Source organism: Amycolatopsis sp. NPDC003731, assembly GCF_053586895.1.
Window position 1 is genome coordinate 24,035 of the sequence record NZ_JBSFNC010000078.1, and the last position, 18,707, is coordinate 42,741.

The window sequence follows — 18,707 nt, forward strand, 5'->3', positions numbered from 1 at the left end:
CCGTGGACACCCGCGGTCCACGCGCTGCTCCGGCACCTGGAGGACGTCGGCTTTCCGGCCGCGCCCCGGGTGCTGGGCATCGACGACGAGGGCCGCGAGGTGCTCACCTACCTGGCGGGCGAATCGGGCCCGCAAGGCTGGGCCAAGGTGGTCGGCGAAGACGGCCTGATGGCGTTCGTCCGGCTACCACGACGCCGTGGCCGGCTTCCGGTCTCACGTGGTTCACCGGCACCGGCGAGGTCGTCTGCCACGGCGACTTCGGCCCGTGGAACGTCGTCTGGCGGGGCGGTCAGCCGGTCGGGATCCTGGACTGGGACTACGCCCGGCCCGCGCCCCGGCTCCACGACGTCGCCTACGCGCTGGAGTACGTCGCCCCGTTCCGCGACGACGCCGACTGAGTGCGGAACCTCCGCCATCCGGCCGCCGGACGGAGGTGCTCGCCGAGGTGGCCGGCCGGTGCCGAACCGGGGCGGCGCGGCCCGCCCTTCCCTGGGGGAGTCCTCCCTGGTCCAGTCTATCGGCGAGGCACGACAAACCCGGCCGATCAGCGGCCTCCCGCCGCACCTGTCCACAGCCGCCGCGGATTGTGGGCAAACCCGGCCGGAGGCCGGAACCCGAGCTCGGGTGAAGCCGGGGCCGGCCCGCCCAAGGCCGGGCTGGGCCGCCCAATGGCCGGTGCCTGCCCGCCCAATGGCCGGTGCCTGCCCGCCCAATGGCCGAGGCTGTCCCGCTCAATGGCCGGGGCCGGCCCGCCCGAGGCCGGAAGCCGGCCGGGACGAAGGTCCTGATCTGCCGTGACCGAGGTCCTGTGAAGCGGCCCCGGCGTTCTCACCAGGACCTCACTGCCTACCCTCAACGGGGTGAACTCCGTGACCGAGCTGGCGATCTCCGGGCCGCTGCTGCTCGCCGCGGGTGTCGCGCTGCTGGCCGGGGCCATCTCGTTCGCCTCCCCGTGCGTCGTGCCGCTCGTGCCGGGGTACCTCGCCTACCTCGCCGCTCTCGTCGGGGCCGATGCTCCCGCCGTCAAGGCCGATGAAGAGCGCAAGAACGGCCGGTGGGCCGTTGTCGGGGCCGCCCTTCTGTTCGTCCTCGGGTTCACCGTCGTGTTCGTCGCCACGCTCGGCACGCTCGTCTGGCTGACCGCGACCCTCACCCTCAACCAGGACCTGCTCCAGCGCATCGGCGGCGTCCTCACCATCGCCATGGCCTTCGTCTTCCTCGGCTGGATCCCCCGCCTGCAGCGCGAGGTGCGCTCGCACCACGTCCCGCGCGGCGGCGTCTGGGGTGCGCCGCTGCTCGGCGCCATCTTCGGCCTCGGCTGGACTCCCTGCATCGGGCCGACGCTGTCCGCCGTCACCACCCTGGCCAGCGCCACCGGCGGGGCCGCGGCCCGCGGGTACCTGCTGATCGCCGTCTACTGCCTCGGCCTGGGCCTGCCGTTCCTGCTCATCGCGCTCGGTGCCCGGTGGGCCGTGCGGGCCACCGACTGGGTGCGGCGGCACGGCCGTCAGGTGCAGATCGTCGGCGGAGTCCTGCTGCTGATCGTCGGCGTCCTGCTGGTCACCGGCGTCTGGGGGGATCTGATGGGCTGGCTCCGCAACGAACTCGCCCTCGACCTGAGGCTGCCCCTGTGACGACGACCGAAGCACCCCCCAAGACGCCGCACCCCACGCCCGCCAAGCGCACCTTCGCCTTCCTGCGCAACACCTGGCGCGGCCTGACGTCCATGCGGACCGCGCTCGTCCTGCTGTTCCTCCTGGCCCTGGCCGCCCTGCCGGGCGCGCTCCTGCCGCAGCGGAAGCTCAACGCGCCCAAGGTCGACGACTACATCGCCGCGCACGGCTGGTGGGGGACGCTGCTCGACAAGCTCGAGTTCTACGACGTCTACTCCAGCATCTGGTTCTCGGCCATCTACCTGCTGCTGATGGTCTCGCTCGTCGGCTGCCTGACCCCGCGCAGCTTCGAGTACGTCAAGGCGATGCGCGCCAAGCCCGTGCTGACGCCGCGCAACCTGGCCCGGATGCCGCACTACCGGCTCGGCCGCGGCAAGACCGATGTCGCCGCCGAGGTCGCCGCCGCCCACAAGCAGCTCTCCGGCTGGCGCCGCGTCGAACGCGAGGAAGCCGGCGGCGTCCGGACCATCTCGGCCGAACGCGGGTTCCTGCGCGAGACCGGCAACCTGCTCTTCCACTTCAGCATGCTCGGGCTGATCGTCTTCTTCGCCCTCGGCAAGCTCTACAGCTACGAAGGCCAGGTCATCGTCCAGGCCGACGGCAGCACCTTCTGCAACGCCGGCATCTACAACTACGACTCGTTCAACGCGGGCCTGGACGTCGACGGCACCGACCTCAACCCGTTCTGCGTGAAGGTGAACGACTTCACCGCCCGCTACACCGACGCCGGCCAGCCGGACTACTACCACTCGAACATCGAGTACCAGTCCGGCGCGGACCTGGACACGGGCACCTGGCGCCCGTACGGCCTCGAGGTCAACTCGCCGCTGCGCACCGCCGGCGACCGCGTCTACCTGCTCGGGCACGGCTACTCGCCGAAGTTCACCGTCACCTTCCCGGACGGCTCGCAGCGCACCCAGAACACGCAGTGGCGCACGGTCGACCCGGGCACCATGCTCGCCGAGGGCGCGACGAAGTTCGACCAGCCCGGCATCACCGACGAGGTCCAGCGGCGGACCCGGCAGCTGGCCATCACCGGCCTGTTCGCCCCGACCGCGTTCCTGCACGGCAGCGTCCTGACGTCGTCGGCGCCCGAGGCGAACGACCCGGCCGTCGCCGTCGACGTCCTGCGCGGTGACCTGGGCCTCGACGCCGGGCGCGGGCAGTCCGTCTTCTCGGTCGACCAGTCGCTCGTCGACGACGGCAGGTTGAAGAAGGTCGCCCGGCAGAACCTGAAGGTCGGCGAGGAGCTCAAGCTCGACGACGGCACGAAGATCCGCTTCGACGGCGTCGGCCAGTGGGTCTCGCTGCAGATCTCGCACGACCCGACCCAGGGGTTCGTGCTCGGCTTCGCCATCGCGATGTTCGTCGGCCTCGGCGCGTCCCTGCTGGTCAAGCGCCGCCGGCTGTGGGTGCGGGTGAAGCCGGGAACCGAGGACGAGCCGGGTACCGTGATCGAGGTCGCCGGGCTGGCCCGCACCGACCAGGCCGGGTACGGCGAAGAGTTCCACCGGGTCAGCGAACGCCTGATCAGTGGGCAGAAGGGCTGAGGCATGCCGATCAACGAGACGCTGTCGACCTACAGCGACTGGCTGTACACCACCGCCGCGGCGATCTACGTCGTCGCGCTGATGTTCACCCTGGTCGAGCAGGGCTTCGGCGCCAAGGGACGGCTCGCCACCGAGCGCGCCAAGCTGCGGGCGCGCGAGCTGGTCGGCGCCGGCGGACCGCCGGTCGAGGAGGTCCCCGCCGCGCAGCGCGAGGTCGGCCGCCCGGAGCGGATCGGCCGGATGGGCGCGGCGCTGCTCGTGCTCGGCGCGCTGCTGCAGCTGACGGCGATCGTGCTGCGCGGGCTCGCCGTGCACCGCGCGCCGTGGGGCAACATGTACGAGTACGGCATGGCCGTCACCTTCATCACGGTGCTGACCTGGCTGATCGTGCTGTGGAAGTTCCCGGTCCGGCACCTGACCGGCTTCCTGCTGCTGCCCGTCGTGATCCTGATGTTCATCAACGGCACGCTGCTGTACACGACCGCGGCGCCGGTGCAGCCCGCGCTCCAGTCGTACTGGCTGGTCATCCACGTCGCGGCGGCCATCATCGGCTCCGGCGTCTTCCTGGTCCCAGGCGTCGCGAGCGTGCTGTACCTGTTCCGCGCGGCACACGACAAGGACACCACGAAGTTCGCCCGGTTCGCCCCGAAGCTGCCCGCGGCCGACGTCCTCGACCGGATCGCCTACCGGACCACCATCTTCGCCTTCCCGGTGTTCACCTTCGGCGTGCTCTGCGGCGCGGTGTGGGCGGAGTCGGCGTGGGGCCGGTTCTGGGGCTGGGACCCGAAGGAGACCTGCGCGTTCATCGCCTGGGTCGTCTACGCGGCCTACCTGCACTCGCGGGCGACCGCGGGCTGGCGCGGCGCGCGGGCCGCGATCATCAACATCGTCGGGTTCGCCGCGATGATCTTCAACCTGTTCTTCGTGAACCTCGTCTCGGTCGGCCTGCACTCCTACGCCGGGGTGGGCTGAGCATCCCGCGCGTCCGCCGACTACCGTCGACACCGGGGGACTGTGTGTCAGGCGGAGTGCGCGGAGGTTTTCACCGGTGACCGGACCCAGCGAAGAATCGGCTCCTGGCCACCCCGAACAGGCCGCTGCGGCACCGCAGCCGGGCCTGTTCGCCGACGACCGGACGGACTCGCACCCGCACCCCGAGACGTCGGGGGCGTTCGACGTGCAGCCGACGCAGGCCGTCGCGCCGCCGCCCAACCCGGCGGTTTCGGGCCCGCACCAGGTGCCGAACCCGGCCGTGTCGGGGCCGCACCAGGTGCCCTACGGCTACGACCAGAACCTCCCGCCGCTGCAGCCGCAGTACGGCGACCCGGCGCAGCAGTACCAGGCCAACGCCCAGTACCCGCCGCAGCAGCCGTCCGGCCTGCCGCAGCCCCAGGGCGGCCGGCACGCGGCGCCCCAGCCGGGCCCGGGCCACGGCCACGACCTGTCGACCGCGCACCTGGTCAAGCAGACCCGGCGGCCGCCGCAGTCGGGCTGGCGCAAGGCGGTCTACGTCGGCACCGGGAAGCTGGTCAACCCGGGGGAGAGCCCGGCGGACACCCGCCGCCGCGAGCTCATCGCCCGTGTCAACCAGCCGCTTCGCGGGTGCTACAAGATCGCGATGCTGTCGCTCAAGGGCGGCGTCGGCAAGACCACGGTGACGACGACGCTGGGCTCGACGTTCGCCTCCCTGCGCGGTGACCGCGTGGTGGCGGTGGACGCCAACCCGGACCGCGGCACGCTGTCGCAGAAGATCCCCCTGGAAACGACGGCGACGGTCCGCCACCTGCTGCGCGATGCGGCCCGCATCACCCGCTACAGCGACGTCCGGTCGTATACCTCGCAGGGCTCGAGCCGGCTGGAGATCCTGGCGAGCGAGCAGGACCCGGCCGTGTCGGAGGCGTTCTCCGAGGACGACTACCGGCGCACGGTCAACCTGCTGGAGCACTTCTACAACATCGTGCTCACCGACTGCGGGACCGGCTTGATGCACTCGGCGATGAAGGGCGTCCTGGACGTGGCGGACGCGCTGGTCGTGGTCTCGTCCGGTTCGGTCGACGGCGCCCGCAGCGCCTCGGCGACCCTGGACTGGCTCGAGGCCCACGGCTACGGCGAGCTGGTCAAGCGCTCGGTGGCGGTGATCAACTCGGTCCGCCCCAAGGGCGGGTCCGTCGACCTCGACAAGCTGTCGGCCCACTTCGGCGCAAAGGTCCGCGCGGTGTGCAAGGTCCCGTTCGATCCGCATTTGGAGGAGGGCGCGGAGATCGAGCTGGACCGTTTGTCGGGCGACACCCGCCTTGCGCTCCTCGAGCTGGCGGCGACGGTCGCCGATGGCTTCGCGACGCCGCTTTCGCAGGGTTACCGCTGACCGAACCCGCGTGTTCCGGCCCCGTCACCCGCGTGATCAGAGACGGAAGTCACCTGATCGGGGGTCGGAACGGGCGAGTTGCGGCGCCGATCACCCGAGATCCGGGCCTGTCACGCGGGTGACGGGCCCGGTCACGTGAGTTCCGGGTGAGCGGAGGCCGGTGAAGGTAAAGGGCGGGTCAGCCGTCTTCGTCCCGGCGTTTGCGCTGCTGTTCGGCCAGCTGGCGCAGGAAGTCGGGGTCGTCGTCCGGGGCGAGGGGGGCGCGGCGCGGAGCCGAGGGCACCCCGACCCGCTGGCCGGCGAACGACCGCCACAGGAGCAGGGCGACGACCAGCGCGCCGACCGCCGCGAGCAGAGCGAGCATGCCGGATCCTTCCGTATGGCTGCCTGTCCCCCGAGGTTAACCGGTCCGGCCGTGTGATGGGCCTGAAGCCGACCCGGTGGAGCACGAAAGGCCGTGCCGGGGACGGGGTGGTTCCCGTACCCGACACGGCCCTGACGTCCGTCTGGTTCAGGCGGTGCGCGCCGGTTCGCTGGCGTCGGTGGTCAGCTCGGCGAGGAGCTCGTTCACCTCGGACTCCCGGAACCGCCGGTGCCCGCCCGGGGTCCGGATCGAGCCGATCCGCCCCGCGGTCGCCCACCGCGTCACCGTCTTGGGGTCCACTCGGAACAGCGCTGCCACCTCGCCAGGGGTGAGCAGGCGTCCGCCCATCGTCGCGGTCATTTTCCGCCTCCTTAACGAACTCACTGCTATACCGGAGGCGTCCGGGCCCTTCTGCCCGTCGCGCCGGGGTAGCCAACAAGGCAATCGTTGCACTTCACCCGTCGGGTACTCGAACGGTTGTCTCCGAGTAAAGAGCCCTTAAAGGTCAAAACGGACAGGTTGTTTACGGACGGCAACTACCCTGCGGTGATCTGACGTGCGCGGACGGCCCTCCCTTGGCCACCGGCGGCCAGGCGTGGTGCCAATGGGGGATTGTCCAACCGCATAGAGTGATCCCGTGGATCAGTTGGACCGGAAGATCATCGCAGCGTTGCGCATCAACGGACGGGCCACTTACGCCGACCTCGGACGGGCCGTCGGGCTCTCCGCGTCATCGGTGCACGAGCGCGTGGGCAAGCTGGAAGCCGCCGGCGTGATCACCGGCTACCACGCGGTCGTCGACCCCAGTTCCGTCGGCCTCGGCGTCACCGCCCTCGTCAGCATCCACCCCACGGACACCGCCACGGAGGACGACGTCGCCGACGCCCTCGCCGAGCTCGACGAGGTCGAGAGCTGCTACGCGGTGGCCGGCGACGAGGCGTTCGTCGTCAAGGTGCGGGTGCCGACCGTCGATGAGCTGGAACGCACGCTGGGCCGGCTGCGCCGCATCCCCGGCGTCGGCCGGACGAACACCACCGTGGTGCTCTCGACCCGGTTCGAGGGCCGTCCGAACAACGCGGGCCTGCAGAAGGACCGGCCGGGCGGGGCGTAGCCTGCGTTGGTGTGAGCGACGAGAAGCCCCCGCAGCTGGCCCGTGACCTGACGCTGTACCTGCTGGCGCGGTTCGTGCTGGTCGGGGTGATCGCGTGGGCGCTGTCCCTGACCGGGGTGCCGCTGCTGGTCGCCCTGCTGATCGGCCTGGTCGTCGGGCTGCCGCTCGGCCTGCTGCTGTTCCGGCCGCTCAACGCCCGCGTGACCGCCGGGCTGGCGAAGCGCAACGAGAAGCGGGCCCGCGCCCGGGCCGAGCTGCGCGCGCAGCTGCGCGGCGACACCGCCGGGCAGTCCGAGTGAGCCGCCTCCACAGCCGCAGCTGGGTCCGCGAGGCCGTCCGGATCATCGAGGCCGACGCCAACCGCAGCGCCGACACGCACCTGCACGTCTTCCCGCTGCCCCCGGAGTGGGGCATCGACCTGTACCTCAAGGACGAGTCGGTGCACCCGACCGGCTCGCTGAAGCACCGGCTGGCCCGGTCGCTGTTCCTCTACGGGCTGGTCAACGGCCAGATCGGGCCGGACACCGTGCTCGTCGAGGCCTCCAGCGGCTCGACCGCGGTGTCCGAGGCCTACTTCGCCCGGATGCTGGGCCTGCGCTTCATCACCGTCGTGCCGCGGCGTACGTCGAAGGAGAAGGTCGCGCTCATCGAGTTCTACGGCGGCGAATGCCACTTCGTCGACGAAGCCCCGGCGATGTACCCCGAGGCGGAACGGCTCGCGGCCGAGTGCGGCGGGCACTACCTCGACCAGTTCACCTACGCCGAGCGCGCGACGGACTGGCGCGGCAACAACAACATCGCCGAGTCGGTGTTCGCGCAGATGCGCTCGGAGCGCCACCCGATCCCGAAGTGGATCGTCGTCGGCGCGGGCACCGGGGGCACGAGCGCGACCTTCGGCCGGTACGTCCGCTACAAGCGCCACACGACGAAGATCTGCGTCGTCGACCCGGAGAACTCGTCGTTCTACGGCGCCTGGGAAACCGGGGCGCTGGACTACGGCACCGGCATGCCGTCGCGGATCGAGGGCATCGGGCGGCCGCGCTGCGAGCCGTCGTTCGTGCCCGGCGTCATCGACGAGATGTTCCAGATCCCGGACGCCGGGTCGCTGGCGGCCATCCGGCTGCTGCGCGAGCGCACCGGCCACTGGGCCGGCGGCTCGACGGGCACCAACCTCTACGGCGCCTTCCGGCTCATCTCGCGGATGGTCGAAGACGGCCAGGCGGGCAGCGTCGTGACGCTGTTGTGCGACGGCGGCGAGCGGTACGCGCACACCTACTACAACGACGAGTGGCTGGCCCAGCAGAACCTGGACATCGCGCCGCACACGGCGTTGTTCGAGGAGTTCCTGGCCACCGGGAAGTTCCCGGAGCTCTAGAGGTTCAGGCCGACCGCGGCCAGCACCGCCCAGGCGAGCATCGCCAGCCCGGTGTCGCGCAGAGCCGGGATGAGGTCGCGGCCGGTCGCGTTGTGGCGGATCGCGCTGACCGACTGGAACAGCAGCGGGGCGCTGAGCAGGGGGAGTGCCGCGAGCCCGTGCACCGTGAAACCGAGGACCAGGGTGAGCACGTACGGCACGGCGATCAGCGCCAGGTAGAGCCGCCGGGTGCCCTTGTCCCCCAGGCGGGTGGCCAGGGTGCGCTTGCCGGACTCGATGTCCGTCGGGATGTCGCGCAGGTTGTTGGCCGTCAGGACGGCCGTCGAGAAGCAGCCGACGGCGACCGCGCAGGCCAGCGCCGCCCAGCTCACCCGGCCCGCCTGGACGTACACCGTGCCCAGCACGCCGGCCAGGCCGAAGAACACGAAGACGGCGATCTCGCCGAAGCCGTAGTAGCCGTAGGGCTTCTTGCCGCCGGTGTAGAACCACGCGCCGAGGATGCACAGCGCGCCCATGCCCAGGAGCCACCAGTGGCCGCTGACGGCCACCAGGACCAGCCCCAGCACCCCGGCGAGACCCAGCGAGACCAGCGCGGCGGTGAGCACGGCCTTCGGGGCGGCGACCTTGGAACCGACCAGCCGCAGCGGGCCGACGCGGTTCTCGTCGGTGCCGCGGATGCCGTCGGAGTAGTCGTTGGCGTAGTTGACGCCGACGATCAGCGAGAGCGAGACCAGCAGCGCCAGCGCCGAACGCCACCAGGAGAACGCGTCCAGCGCGATCGCCGCGCCGACGCCCGCCACCACCGGCGCCACCGCGTTGGGCAGCGTCCGCGGCCGGGCCCCTTCGATCCACTCGCTCAAGCTCGCCATGGCGCCATTCAACGCCATCTCGATCAGTGCGCCGAGGGGAGCCCGGACCGGGCGCCGTCCAGGGCGTCGAGCTCCCGCCGGACGCGCTCGGCGTCGTGCGTGCGGCCCTGCTGCCGGAACAGCTCGAGCGCTTCCTGCCACGCCGCACGGGCCTGGTCGTGGTGGCCGAGCGCGGCGTGGGGCAGCCCGAGGCAGCTGAGGGTGTCGGCCACCTGGAAGGTGTTGCCGCGCTCCCGGTAGACCGTGAGGGCGCGCTGGTAGTAGTCGATCGCGGCGGCGTGGTGGCCGGTGTGGTGCTCGATGTAGCCGAGGCTGTCGAGCGTGTCCGCTTCGCCGTCGGATTCGCCGTGCCGCCGGTGGAGGGCCAGCGCGGCCGTGCAGTGGCTGCGCGCGGTCTCGAAGTCGCCGGTCCGGGCGGCGAACCAGCCCACCTGGTTGAGCTCGCGCGCCTCCCACACCGGCCGGTCCAGGGTCCGGAAGACCGCCAGCGCCCGGGTGGCGTGCTCCAGGGCCTGCCGGTCGTCGCCGCGCAGCTGCCACACCCACGACAGCCCGTGGTGGATCAGGCCCTCTTCGGTCGGGTCCTCGTGCTTGGCGGCGAGGGCGGCGGCTTCACCGAGGTGCTCGACCGCCTCGTCGTGCCGCCGGAAGTACATGAAGACGTCGCCGATCAGCCGGTGGGCGCGGATGTGCACGGACGGGTCGGACAGGTGCTCGGTGGCCTCCAGCGCGGCCTGCCACACCACGAGCCGGTCGTGCAGCATGCCCCGCCGGTTCTGGAACGTGTGCAGGCTCCACGCCAGGTGCCACACGACGTCGTGCCGGCCGAGGCCCGCGGCGGCGCGCTGGGCGGCCAGCAGGTTGGCGTGCTCGGCGTCGAACCACGCCATGGCTTCCGCATCGTCGGACGGCGAGCCCGGTTCGACGCCGGGTGCGGGGGCGGCGAGCCGGACGGCCTGGCGGTGCGGATCCACCCGGTGGTCGGCCGCGTGCGCGGTGTGGGCGTAGAAGTCGAGCACCCGGTCCAGCGCGGCTCGACGCTCGCCGAGCGGGAGGTCCCGCTCGGCGGTGGCCGTGGCGTAGTCGCGGATGAGGTCGTGCATCGCGTACCGGCCGCCGGCGCGGCGGGTCAGCAGCGAGGCCTCCTCCAGCATGCTGAGCACCTTGGCGGTCCGCCGCGGTGGCGAACCGGCGAGCGCGGCCGCGGCGGGCAGCCCGATGTCCGCTCCGGGCGCGGTGCCGAGCAGGGCGAACAGGGTGCGCTGTTCGCCGGTGAGGGCCCGCAGGGACCACGACAGCACCGTCGGCAGGCTGACCGTGGGATCGTCGTGGTCGAGCGCGTCGAGGCCGAGGTCACGCAGTTCGGCGGCGAACTCGGCGAGCGGGATGTGGGGCCGGGTGTGCGCGTGGCGGCTCATGATGGCCAGCGCCAGCGGGTAGCGCCCGCACAGGCTGATCAGCGCTTCGGCCGCGGCCGGCTCGTCGGCGATCCGCGGCTCGCCGAGGCGTTCGGCCAGCAGCGCGTGCGCCTCCCCGTGGCTGAGGATGTCGAGCTGGAGGTGCCGGGCGCCGTAGCGCGTGATCAGCGGGGCGAGGTGCCGCCGGCTGGTGACGACGGTCGTGCAGGCCGGGCTGCCCGGCAGCAGCGGGACCACCTGCTCGGCGTCCGCCGCGTTGTCCAGCACGACCAGCATCCGCTTGCCGTCGACGAGCTTCCGGTACAACGCAACCTGAGCGTCCGGCTCGGGCGGGATGCGGCTGGGGGCGACGCCCAGCGCGCCGAGGAACCCGCGCACCACGACGGACGGGTCGAGCGGGGCACCGGCCGAGGAGAACCCGTGCAGGTCGGCGAACAGCCGGCCGTCCGGGAACCGGTCGCGGTGCGCGTGTGCCCAGTGCAGGACCAGCCAGGTCTTGCCGACCCCGCCGGCGCCGGCCAGCGCGGAAATCTGGACCACCCGGCTCACGTCCGCCTCGGGGCGGCACGCGGCGGTGAGCGCCGCGAGCTCGTCGGCGCGGCCGATGAACGACGGCGGCGCCGCGGGGAAGTGGTGCGGCACCGCGTCGGCGCCGGCCGGCGTGCCCGCCGGTGCCGCGGTCAGGTCCGGGTCGCCGCGGAGGACCCGCTGGTGCAGCTCCCGCAGCGGCGGGCTGGGATCGGCGCCCAGCTCCCGGACGAGCCGTCGCCGCAGCTGCTCGTAGTGGTCGAGGGCGTCGGCCTGGCGGCCGCAGCGGTACAGGGCCAGCACGACCTGACCGGCGAGCCGCTCGTCCAGGGGGTGCTCGCGGGTCCTCGCCGTCAGTTCCGGCAGCAGTTCGGCGTGCCGGCCTTGGCGCAGGCACACATCGGCGTGGTCGAGTTCCGCCGCCCACTGTTCGGCCCGCAGGTCACGGCGCAGCTCGTCGGCCCACGGGGTGCCGACGTCGGCCAGCGCTTCCCCGCGCCAGAGCTCGCGGGCCCGCTCGAAGAGGCCGGCGGCGGCCTCGTCGTCTTCGGCCTCGCGGGCCTCGGCCACGAGCCGGCGGAACCGGTGCAGGTCGACGGCGTCGGGGTCGACGCGCGGGAAGTAGCCGCCGCCGAGCCGCTCGATCTCCAGGCCGCCGCCCGCCAGAACGCCACGCAGCCGGGACAGGTAGCTGTACAGCGTGTCGCGCGCCCGCAGCGGCGGGTTGTCCGCCCACACGCGGTCGATCAGCTGGTCGACCGGCACCAGCCGGTTCGCGTCGGCGAGCAGCGCCGCCAGCACCGATCGCTGCCGGACCGGCCCGAGCTCCACTTGCCTTCCGTCCTGGCGGGCTTCGATCGTGCCCAGCACCCGGAACTCCACCCCTGCGCCCTCCCTGCGGCCACCGGGCCCGTGTCCGGCCGGCACCGCATTCGACCAGCTCTTTCAAGCGGTCTGCAAGGTTTCGCCACGATGCTTACGGCAAGGTGGTGGACACACCGCGTGAGCGGTCGGGGGAGCGCCGGCCGGGACCGTGCCGCCGAGGGGGCGGTGCGGTCCCGGTTCGCCCAGGTCAGTCGGTGGACGGCAGCTGCAGGACGAGCGAGCCGCTGTTCGGGTCCGCGGCGGGGACGTCGGCCAGCGCCGCACCCGCGGGAAGGAGGACCCCCAGGGCGACGGCGGTGCTGATCAGGGCGGTGCGAATCAGGCGCGTCATGGTGAGTAGCCAAGCGGGCGCACCCTGTTCATGTCAACGAAGTGCCGCCATTCAGCCGGTCGGACGCGGCTGGAGCCGGGCCTTCACCGCCGCCCGGTCGACCTTGCCCGGCCCGCGCAGCGGCAGCTCCGAGGCGGATTCGATGCGCTTCGGCGTCGCCGCCGCGCCCAGCTCCGCGCGGACCGCCGCGCGCAGGTCGCCGTGCTCGCCCGGCGGGACGACCAGCGCCACCACGGCCTCGCCCCACTCCGGGTCCGGCACGCCGACGACGCAGGCGTCCCGCACCCCCGGCTGCGCGCGGAGGCACCGCTCGATCGCGTTCGCCGACACCTTCACGCCGCCGGTGTTGATCATGTCGTCGGCCCGGCCGAGGACCTCGACGCGGCCGTCGGCGTGCCGAACCCCGCGGTCGGAGGTCGTGAACCAGCCGTCCGAGAAGGACTCCGCGGTCAGGTCCGGCCGGCGCCGGTAGCCGTGCGCGAGGACGTTGCCGGCGATGCGGATCCGGTCGCCCTCGACGTCGACCCGGACGCCGTCGAGGGGGACGCCGTCGTAGACGCAGCCGCTGGCGGTCTCGCTCATGCCGTACGCCGGCACGATCCGCACGCGAGCCTCCTCGGCGCGCTCCCGCAGGGACGGCGGGGTCGCCGCCGCGCCGACGACGATCGCGTCGAACGTCCTGGCAGCGGCGAGCCCGGCGCCGCCGTCGTCGAGCAGGCGGACCAGCTGGGTCGGCACCAAGGCCGTGTACCGCGGGCCGTCCCCGAGCCGGGCCGCCGCGGCGGCGAAGTCGTCCGGGCGGAAGCCGGCGCCGGTCAGCAGCGCCGGGGTCGTCCCGGCCAGCAGCGACCGGACCAGCACCTGGAGCCCGCCGATGTAGTGCGCCGGCGTCGCCAGCAGCCAGTGCCCCGGCCCGCCGAGCCGGGTGTGCGTGGCCTCGGCGGACGCGGTCAGCGCGCGGGCCGACAGCAGGACGCCCTTGGGGGCGCCGGTCGAGCCCGACGTGGCGATGACCACGGCCGTGCCCGGCTCGGCGGGCTCGTCCGGGGCCATCGCGTCGCGCAGCGCGGGGTCGGTGAACGGCAGCACCGCCGGGCCGCCGCCCAGCGCGTCCGCGACGGCCCGCTTCAGGGTTTCGAGGGCCTCGGGCGAGCCGTCGAGGTGGATCGGGAGCAGCTCAGTAGTAATAGGGGACGTCCTTGAAGTCGGGGTCGCGCTTCTGGAGGAACGCGTCACGGCCTTCGACGGCCTCGTCCTGCATGTAGGCCAACCGGGTGGTCTCGCCGGCGAACAGCTGCTGGCCGACCAGGCCGTCGTCGGTCAGGTTGAACGCGTACTTCAGCATCCGCTGCGCCGTCGGCGACTTGCGCGTGATCTCCCACGCCCAGGTCAGCGCCTCTTTTTCCAGGTCGGCGTGCGGGACGACGGCGTTCACCGCGCCCATGTGGTGCATCTGCTCGGCGGAGTACTCGCGGCCGAGGAAGAAGATCTCGCGGGCGAACTTCTGCCCGACCATCTTCGCCAGGTACGCCGAGCCGTAGCCGCCGTCGAACGAGCCGACGTCGGCGTCGGTCTGCTTGAACTTCGCGTGCTCGGCCGAGGCGAGGGTGAGATCGCACACGACGTGCAGGGAGTGCCCGCCGCCCGCGGCCCAGCCCGGCACCACCGCGATCACCGGTTTCGGCATGAAGCGGATGAGCCGCTGGCACTCGAGGATGTGCAGCCGGCCGGCCCGCGCGGGGTCCACCGTGTCGGAGGTCTCCCCGCTCGCGTACTGATACCCGGACCGTCCGCGAATACGCTGGTCACCACCGGAGCAGAACGCCCACCCGCCGTCCTTGGGCGACGGGCCGTTCCCGGTGAGCAGGACACAACCGACATCGGCGCTCATCCGGGCGTGGTCGAGGGCCCGGTAGAGCTCGTCGACGGTGTGCGGCCGGAAGGCGTTGCGGACCTCCGGGCGGTCGAACGCGATGCGCACCACGCGTTTGCCGCCGCGGTCCTCAGCGGAGCGGTGGTAGGTGATGTCGGTGAAGGCGAAACCTTCGACCTCGGTCCACGCGGCGGGGTCGAACAGCTCGGAAACTCGGGCGTCATCCACGTTTGCGAGGATAGGACCTGTGGACCCAACCGATCTCGATGGATGCGAGGCCTGCCGGTGAACCCTTCCACCGCGCAGGCCAGGGTCATCGTCGACGAACTCGTCCGCAACACCGTTTCGCACGTCGTCCTCTGCCCGGGCTCCCGCAACGCGCCGCTGTCGATCGCGCTGTATGACGCCGCGGCGGCCGGGAAGCTCCGGCTCCACGTCCGCATCGACGAGCGCGGGGCCGCGTTCCTCGCCCTCGGCATCGCCGCGCGCACCGGCCGCCCGGTGGCCGTGCTCTGCACGTCCGGGACCGCGGCCGCGAACTTCCACCCGGCCGTCCTCGAAGCCGACCGGGCGGGTGTCCCGCTGATCGTGCTGACCGCGGACCGGCCGCCCGAGCTGCGGGCCGCGGGCGCGTCGCAGGTCATCGACCAGCACCAGCTCTACGGCGACGCCGTCCGCTACTTCGACGAGCTGGCCGTCGCCGAGCGGCGGGCCGGCCAGAACTCGTACTGGCGCAGCCAGATCTGCCGGGCCTGGAACGCCGCCTACGGCGAGTGGCGCTGCGGGCCGGTGCACCTGAACATCCCGTTCCGCGAGCCGCTCGTGCCCGATCTCGACGATGACGGCGAGTGGTACGAGTCGCTCGACGGTCGCGCCGACGGGTCCCGCTGGACCGAGCTGCCGGACTTCGGCGCGCTGCCGTCGTTCGTCGTGCCGTCGGCCCGCCACGGCCTGGTCATCGCCTGCGACACCGGCGTCCAGGCGGCCAGCGAGTGGGCCGAGCAGCACGGCTGGCCGGTGATCTCCGAAACCGGCGGGATCGGCCTGTCCGGCGGCACGGCGATCTCGTCCGGTGCGTGGCTGCTGGGCGTCGAGGAGTTCATCTCGCGGCACAAGCCGGAGCAGGTGCTCTGCCTCGGCCGGCCGACCGTGTTCCGGCAGATCCAGAAGGTGATTTCCGACCCTGACGTCGAGGTCCTGCTGGTCCGGCCGGACTCGGACTGGCCGGCGCCCGCGCACAACGTTCGCCAGGTCGGGCAGTGGTTCGACGAGCCGACCAAGCCCGCCGACCCGGAGTGGCTGGCCGGCTGGCGCCGGGCCGACGCCGCAGCCGCGTCCGCCGTGGCGTCGACACTGGCCGAGGAACCGTGGCCGTCCGGGCTGCGCGTGGCGACCGAGCTGGTGGACGCGCTGCCGCCGGACTCGCTGCTGGTCGTCGGCTCGTCCAACCCGACCCGGGACGTCGCGCTGGCCGGCCGGCTGCGCCCGGACGTCCTCGTGCACCGCAACCGCGGCGTCGCGGGCATCGACGGCACGGTGTCGACGGCCATCGGAGCCGCGTACGTGCACCGCGGTCCGTCATACGCGCTGCTGGGCGACCTGACGTTCCTGCACGACGCGTCGGGGTTGCTGACCGGGCCCGCCGAGCAGCGGCCCGACCTGACGATCGTGGTCCTCAACGACGACGGCGGCGGCATCTTCTCCCTGCTGGAGCAGGGGGCGCCGGAGCACTCGGCGAGCTTCGAGCGCGTGTTCGGCACCCCGCACGGCTCCGACCTGGGCGCGCTGTGCGCCGGCTACCGCGTCCCGCACGTCGTCGCGGAGACGCTGACGGAGTTCCGGGCCGCGCTGGCGCCGGCGCCGGGCCTCCGGGTCGTCGAGGTCCGGGTGGACCGGTCGCGGCACCGCGACCTGCACGCCCGCCTGCGGGCGGCGGTGTCGGCAGCCGTGTCCGCGGGTTGACGTCAACCGCTTTCCGGGTGGAATCCCAGTAGGCAAGAAACCTCCCTTCGGCTGTTCCTGCCTCCGGCTGCCCTGGCTACGTTCGAGCGCGCTGATCCTCACCTCTTGGAGGAATTCGAATGCGTGCAAGAACGCGCACCGGGCTCGGTGCGCTCGCGGCCGGCGTCGTTTCGGTGCTGCTCGCCGGCACCGCCGGCGCGGCGCCCGCGCCCGGCGCCCCCGGTGCCGGCGACCCGTACTACCCGAACGCCGGCAACGGCGGCACGGACGTGCTGCACTACGACATCCGGCTCACCTACCAGCCCGCGACCGACCTCCTGTCGGGCACGACGACGCTGCTGCTCACCGCGACCCAGGACCTCTCGCGGTTCGACCTGGACTTCGCGCTGAAGGCCTCGAGCGTGCGGGTGAACAACCGCCCGGCGCAGTTCACGAACCAGACGGGCAACGGCGAGCTCGTCGTCACGCCGGCCCAGCCGCTGCTCAAGGGCCAGACCGCGACGGTCGTCGTCGCCTACGCGGACACGCCGTCGACCGAGAAGGTGGACGGCCTCAACGCGTGGAAGAAGGGCGCGTTCGGCGCGCTGGGCATCGACGAGCCGCAGAGCTCGGCGTGGTGGTTCCCGGCCAACGACCACCCGACCGACAAGGCGACCTACGACGTCTCGATCGAGGCGCCGGACGGCAACGTGGCCATCTCCAACGGCTCGCTGGTCCGGACGCAGAAGAGCCGCGCGGGCTGGACCCGCTGGCAGTGGCGCAGCACGAAGCCGCAGGCCACGTACTTGACGTCGTTCATCGTCGGCAACTACGAGCTGGTCCAGTCGACCACCCCGGACGGCAAGCCGTTCGTCACCGCCTACGGCACCGACCTGGGCGACTCGCTGTACGCGGCGAAGGCCAGCGTGGAGCGGACGCCGGAGATCAACGAGTTCCTCGCGACCCAGTTCGGCCCGTACCCGTTCGAGGCGGAGGGCGGCGTCGTGACCAGCGGCATCACGTTCTCCCTGGAGAACCAGACGCGCCCGACGTACGGCGCGCGCAACTTCCGTGCGGGCTCGAACACGACGTTGATCGCGCACGAGAACGCCCACCAGTGGTTCGGCGACAACGTGTCGCTGGGCCGCTGGAGCGACATCTGGCTGAACGAGGGCTTCGCGTCGTACGCCGAGTGGCTGTGGTCGGAGCACGAGGGCGAGGGAACGGTCGCGGAGCTGGCCCAGTACACGTACGACTCGAACGCGGCCGACGCGGACCTGTGGAAGGTCGTCCCGGCCGACCCGGGAGCGGACAACCAGTTCGACAACGCGGTCTACGACCGGGGTGCGTTGACTCTCCAGGCGCTGCGGACGGCCGTCGGTGACCAGGCGTTCTTCAAGATCCTGCAGACCTGGCAGGCCACGAAGGGCGGCAAGGACGGGCGGATCCTCGAGTTCATCGCGCTGGCGGAGAAGATCTCCGGCAAGCCGCTGCACGACCTGTTCCAGACGTGGCTGTACACGGCGGGCAAGCCTTCGGTGGGCCCGAACGGGGCGGCCGCTTTCACCTCGCGCGTCGCGTCCGTGAAGCCGCGTTCGTACGACCAGATCCAGCAGAATCACCGGTTCCTCGCCGCCGAACACGCGGGCTGAGCGGGACCGCTACGCTCGCGGCGTGAGCACGAGAGGTGAGCGGGCGAGGCGCGTCGGGTGGTGGACCACCCTCGGCGTTGCCTCGCTCCTCACCGTGATGTGCGTGTGCCTGCTGTTCGCGGCTCTTCGGAACGACAGCGCGATCTCGGCCCAGCTCGGGACGGCCACGGCGACGGTGGATTCCGTGGCGTTCGACCGGACGATCATCCACTTCGAGACGCCTGATGGGATCGTGCACAGCCCGGCCAACGGGGTGCTGTACCCGGACGGGCTGGCGGCCGGTCAGCTGGTGCGGATCGAGTATGACGCGTCCGATCCGGAGCTGGCCCGGGTGGCGGGGCGGTCGGCTGCCTTGACGCTGCTGCCGCTGGGGAGCTTTGTGTTCTTCACGTGGCTGGTGGCCGGGCCGGCGCTTTGGTGGATCCGGCGGCAGAAGAAGCGGGCTCTGGCTGCGGTTTGAGTGGTTCCCCCGCTCCTCGTCCTTTGATTGTTCAACACCGGGGATCCGGCCTCAAGGGCGCCTTCGGCGTCGCTTCGCGATGGGCTTCGCCCACCCTTGACCCCGGCTCCCCGGTGCTGACTGCGGCTGGGACGAGGGGCGGGGGAGGTGTAGGGCGGGTGGTGCGGCTTCTCGGGCTCCGGCAAGTCGGGCGGCTCGCACGTACTGGCGGGGCCTGCGGTGTCGCGAATGACTCTCAGTGTCAGGGTTGGTGGTGCCGTACTTGGTGCGGTTAGGGTCCGGTCTTGGTCATGTGGTGACTCGGAATGACGT

18 protein-coding genes are annotated in these 18,707 nt (G+C 72.1%); 11 read left to right on the plus strand and 7 right to left on the minus strand.

Annotated features, from left to right (window positions below):
* Positions 1–2 precede the first annotated feature (2 nt).
* The 5 genes from ACWDN5_RS28110 to ACWDN5_RS28130 all read left to right on the plus strand — a co-directional run bounded on the left by ACWDN5_RS28110 (position 3) and on the right by ACWDN5_RS28130 (position 5,588).
* Positions 3–398, plus strand: a complete 396-nt coding sequence (locus ACWDN5_RS28110) for a phosphotransferase (RefSeq protein WP_449678384.1) — start codon at positions 3–5, stop codon at positions 396–398.
* Between the two features lie 462 nt (positions 399–860).
* Positions 861–1,634 carry a cytochrome c biogenesis CcdA family protein gene (locus ACWDN5_RS28115; protein WP_310967896.1) on the plus strand — a complete coding sequence of 258 codons (774 nt, stop codon included), beginning with the start codon at positions 861–863 and terminating at the stop codon, positions 1,632–1,634.
* A complete protein-coding gene (gene resB, locus ACWDN5_RS28120; protein ID WP_310967895.1) occupies positions 1,631–3,223 on the plus strand; it encodes a cytochrome c biogenesis protein ResB in 1,593 nt (530 codons plus the stop codon). The genes ACWDN5_RS28115 and resB overlap by 4 nt, the downstream gene beginning before the upstream one ends.
* Before the next feature lie 3 nt (positions 3,224–3,226).
* Positions 3,227–4,195 carry a c-type cytochrome biogenesis protein CcsB gene (gene ccsB / locus ACWDN5_RS28125; protein WP_310967894.1) on the plus strand — a complete coding sequence of 323 codons (969 nt, stop codon included), beginning with the start codon at positions 3,227–3,229 and terminating at the stop codon, positions 4,193–4,195.
* Between the two features lie 76 nt (positions 4,196–4,271).
* Positions 4,272–5,588, plus strand: a complete 1,317-nt coding sequence (locus tag ACWDN5_RS28130; RefSeq protein ID WP_449678385.1) for a nucleotide-binding protein — start codon at positions 4,272–4,274, stop codon at positions 5,586–5,588.
* Positions 5,589–5,766: 178 nt separating this feature from the next.
* Here the strand turns inward: ACWDN5_RS28130 and ACWDN5_RS28135 are convergent, their stop codons facing one another.
* Positions 5,767–5,952, minus strand: a complete 186-nt coding sequence (locus ACWDN5_RS28135; RefSeq protein ID WP_310967892.1) for a hypothetical protein — start codon at positions 5,950–5,952, stop codon at positions 5,767–5,769.
* Positions 5,953–6,099: 147 nt separating this feature from the next.
* Positions 6,100–6,312, minus strand: a complete 213-nt coding sequence (locus ACWDN5_RS28140) for a BldC family transcriptional regulator (protein ID WP_086837800.1) — start codon at positions 6,310–6,312, stop codon at positions 6,100–6,102.
* A 277-nt stretch (positions 6,313–6,589) separates the two neighbouring features.
* On the opposite strand from ACWDN5_RS28140, the gene ACWDN5_RS28145 reads away from it, so the two are divergent.
* From ACWDN5_RS28145 to ACWDN5_RS28155, 3 genes are read left to right on the plus strand one after another with little or no spacing between them, the layout of a single operon-like run.
* Entirely contained in the window at positions 6,590–7,063 is a 474-nt protein-coding gene (locus ACWDN5_RS28145) for an Lrp/AsnC family transcriptional regulator (RefSeq protein ID WP_310967891.1), read from the plus strand.
* An 11-nt stretch (positions 7,064–7,074) separates the two neighbouring features.
* The gene (locus ACWDN5_RS28150) at positions 7,075–7,362 is read left to right on the plus strand and encodes a DUF4229 domain-containing protein (protein ID WP_310967890.1); all 288 of its coding nucleotides are present in this window, start codon (positions 7,075–7,077) and stop codon (positions 7,360–7,362) included.
* A complete protein-coding gene (locus ACWDN5_RS28155; protein ID WP_310967889.1) occupies positions 7,359–8,438 on the plus strand; it encodes an L-cysteine desulfhydrase Cds1 in 1,080 nt (359 codons plus the stop codon). Before ACWDN5_RS28150 ends, ACWDN5_RS28155 begins: the two co-directional genes overlap by 4 nt.
* Here the strand turns inward: ACWDN5_RS28155 and ACWDN5_RS28160 are convergent.
* The 5 genes from ACWDN5_RS28160 to ACWDN5_RS28180 form a co-directional block, all read right to left on the minus strand.
* On the minus strand, positions 8,435–9,307 hold the full coding sequence (locus tag ACWDN5_RS28160) for a 1,4-dihydroxy-2-naphthoate polyprenyltransferase (protein ID WP_449678386.1): 873 nt from the start codon (positions 9,305–9,307) through the stop codon (positions 8,435–8,437). The genes ACWDN5_RS28155 and ACWDN5_RS28160 overlap by 4 nt on opposite strands.
* 23 nt (positions 9,308–9,330) lie before the next feature.
* Positions 9,331–12,135, minus strand: coding sequence for a BTAD domain-containing putative transcriptional regulator (locus ACWDN5_RS28165; RefSeq protein ID WP_449678387.1), 2,805 nt, complete (start codon positions 12,133–12,135; stop codon positions 9,331–9,333).
* Positions 12,136–12,325: 190 nt separating this feature from the next.
* On the minus strand, positions 12,326–12,469 hold the full coding sequence (locus ACWDN5_RS28170; protein ID WP_310967886.1) for a hypothetical protein: 144 nt from the start codon (positions 12,467–12,469) through the stop codon (positions 12,326–12,328).
* A 51-nt stretch (positions 12,470–12,520) separates the two neighbouring features.
* Positions 12,521–13,645 (minus strand): o-succinylbenzoate--CoA ligase, encoded by a 1,125-nt coding sequence (gene menE / locus ACWDN5_RS28175; protein ID WP_449678392.1) that lies wholly within the window; start codon positions 13,643–13,645, stop codon positions 12,521–12,523.
* A 1-nt stretch (position 13,646) separates the two neighbouring features.
* Positions 13,647–14,570, minus strand: coding sequence for a 1,4-dihydroxy-2-naphthoyl-CoA synthase (locus ACWDN5_RS28180; protein WP_449678388.1), 924 nt, complete (start codon positions 14,568–14,570; stop codon positions 13,647–13,649).
* 57 nt (positions 14,571–14,627) lie between these two features.
* On the opposite strand from ACWDN5_RS28180, the gene menD reads away from it, so the two are divergent.
* From menD to ACWDN5_RS28195, 3 genes are all read left to right on the plus strand, one after another.
* Positions 14,628–16,304, plus strand: coding sequence for a 2-succinyl-5-enolpyruvyl-6-hydroxy-3-cyclohexene-1-carboxylic-acid synthase (gene menD, locus ACWDN5_RS28185; protein WP_449678389.1), 1,677 nt, complete (start codon positions 14,628–14,630; stop codon positions 16,302–16,304).
* A 119-nt stretch (positions 16,305–16,423) separates the two neighbouring features.
* On the plus strand, positions 16,424–17,935 hold the full coding sequence (locus tag ACWDN5_RS28190) for a M1 family metallopeptidase (protein WP_449678390.1): 1,512 nt from the start codon (positions 16,424–16,426) through the stop codon (positions 17,933–17,935).
* Between the two features lie 22 nt (positions 17,936–17,957).
* A complete protein-coding gene (locus ACWDN5_RS28195; protein WP_310967882.1) occupies positions 17,958–18,395 on the plus strand; it encodes a DUF3592 domain-containing protein in 438 nt (145 codons plus the stop codon).
* Positions 18,396–18,707 lie beyond the last annotated feature (312 nt).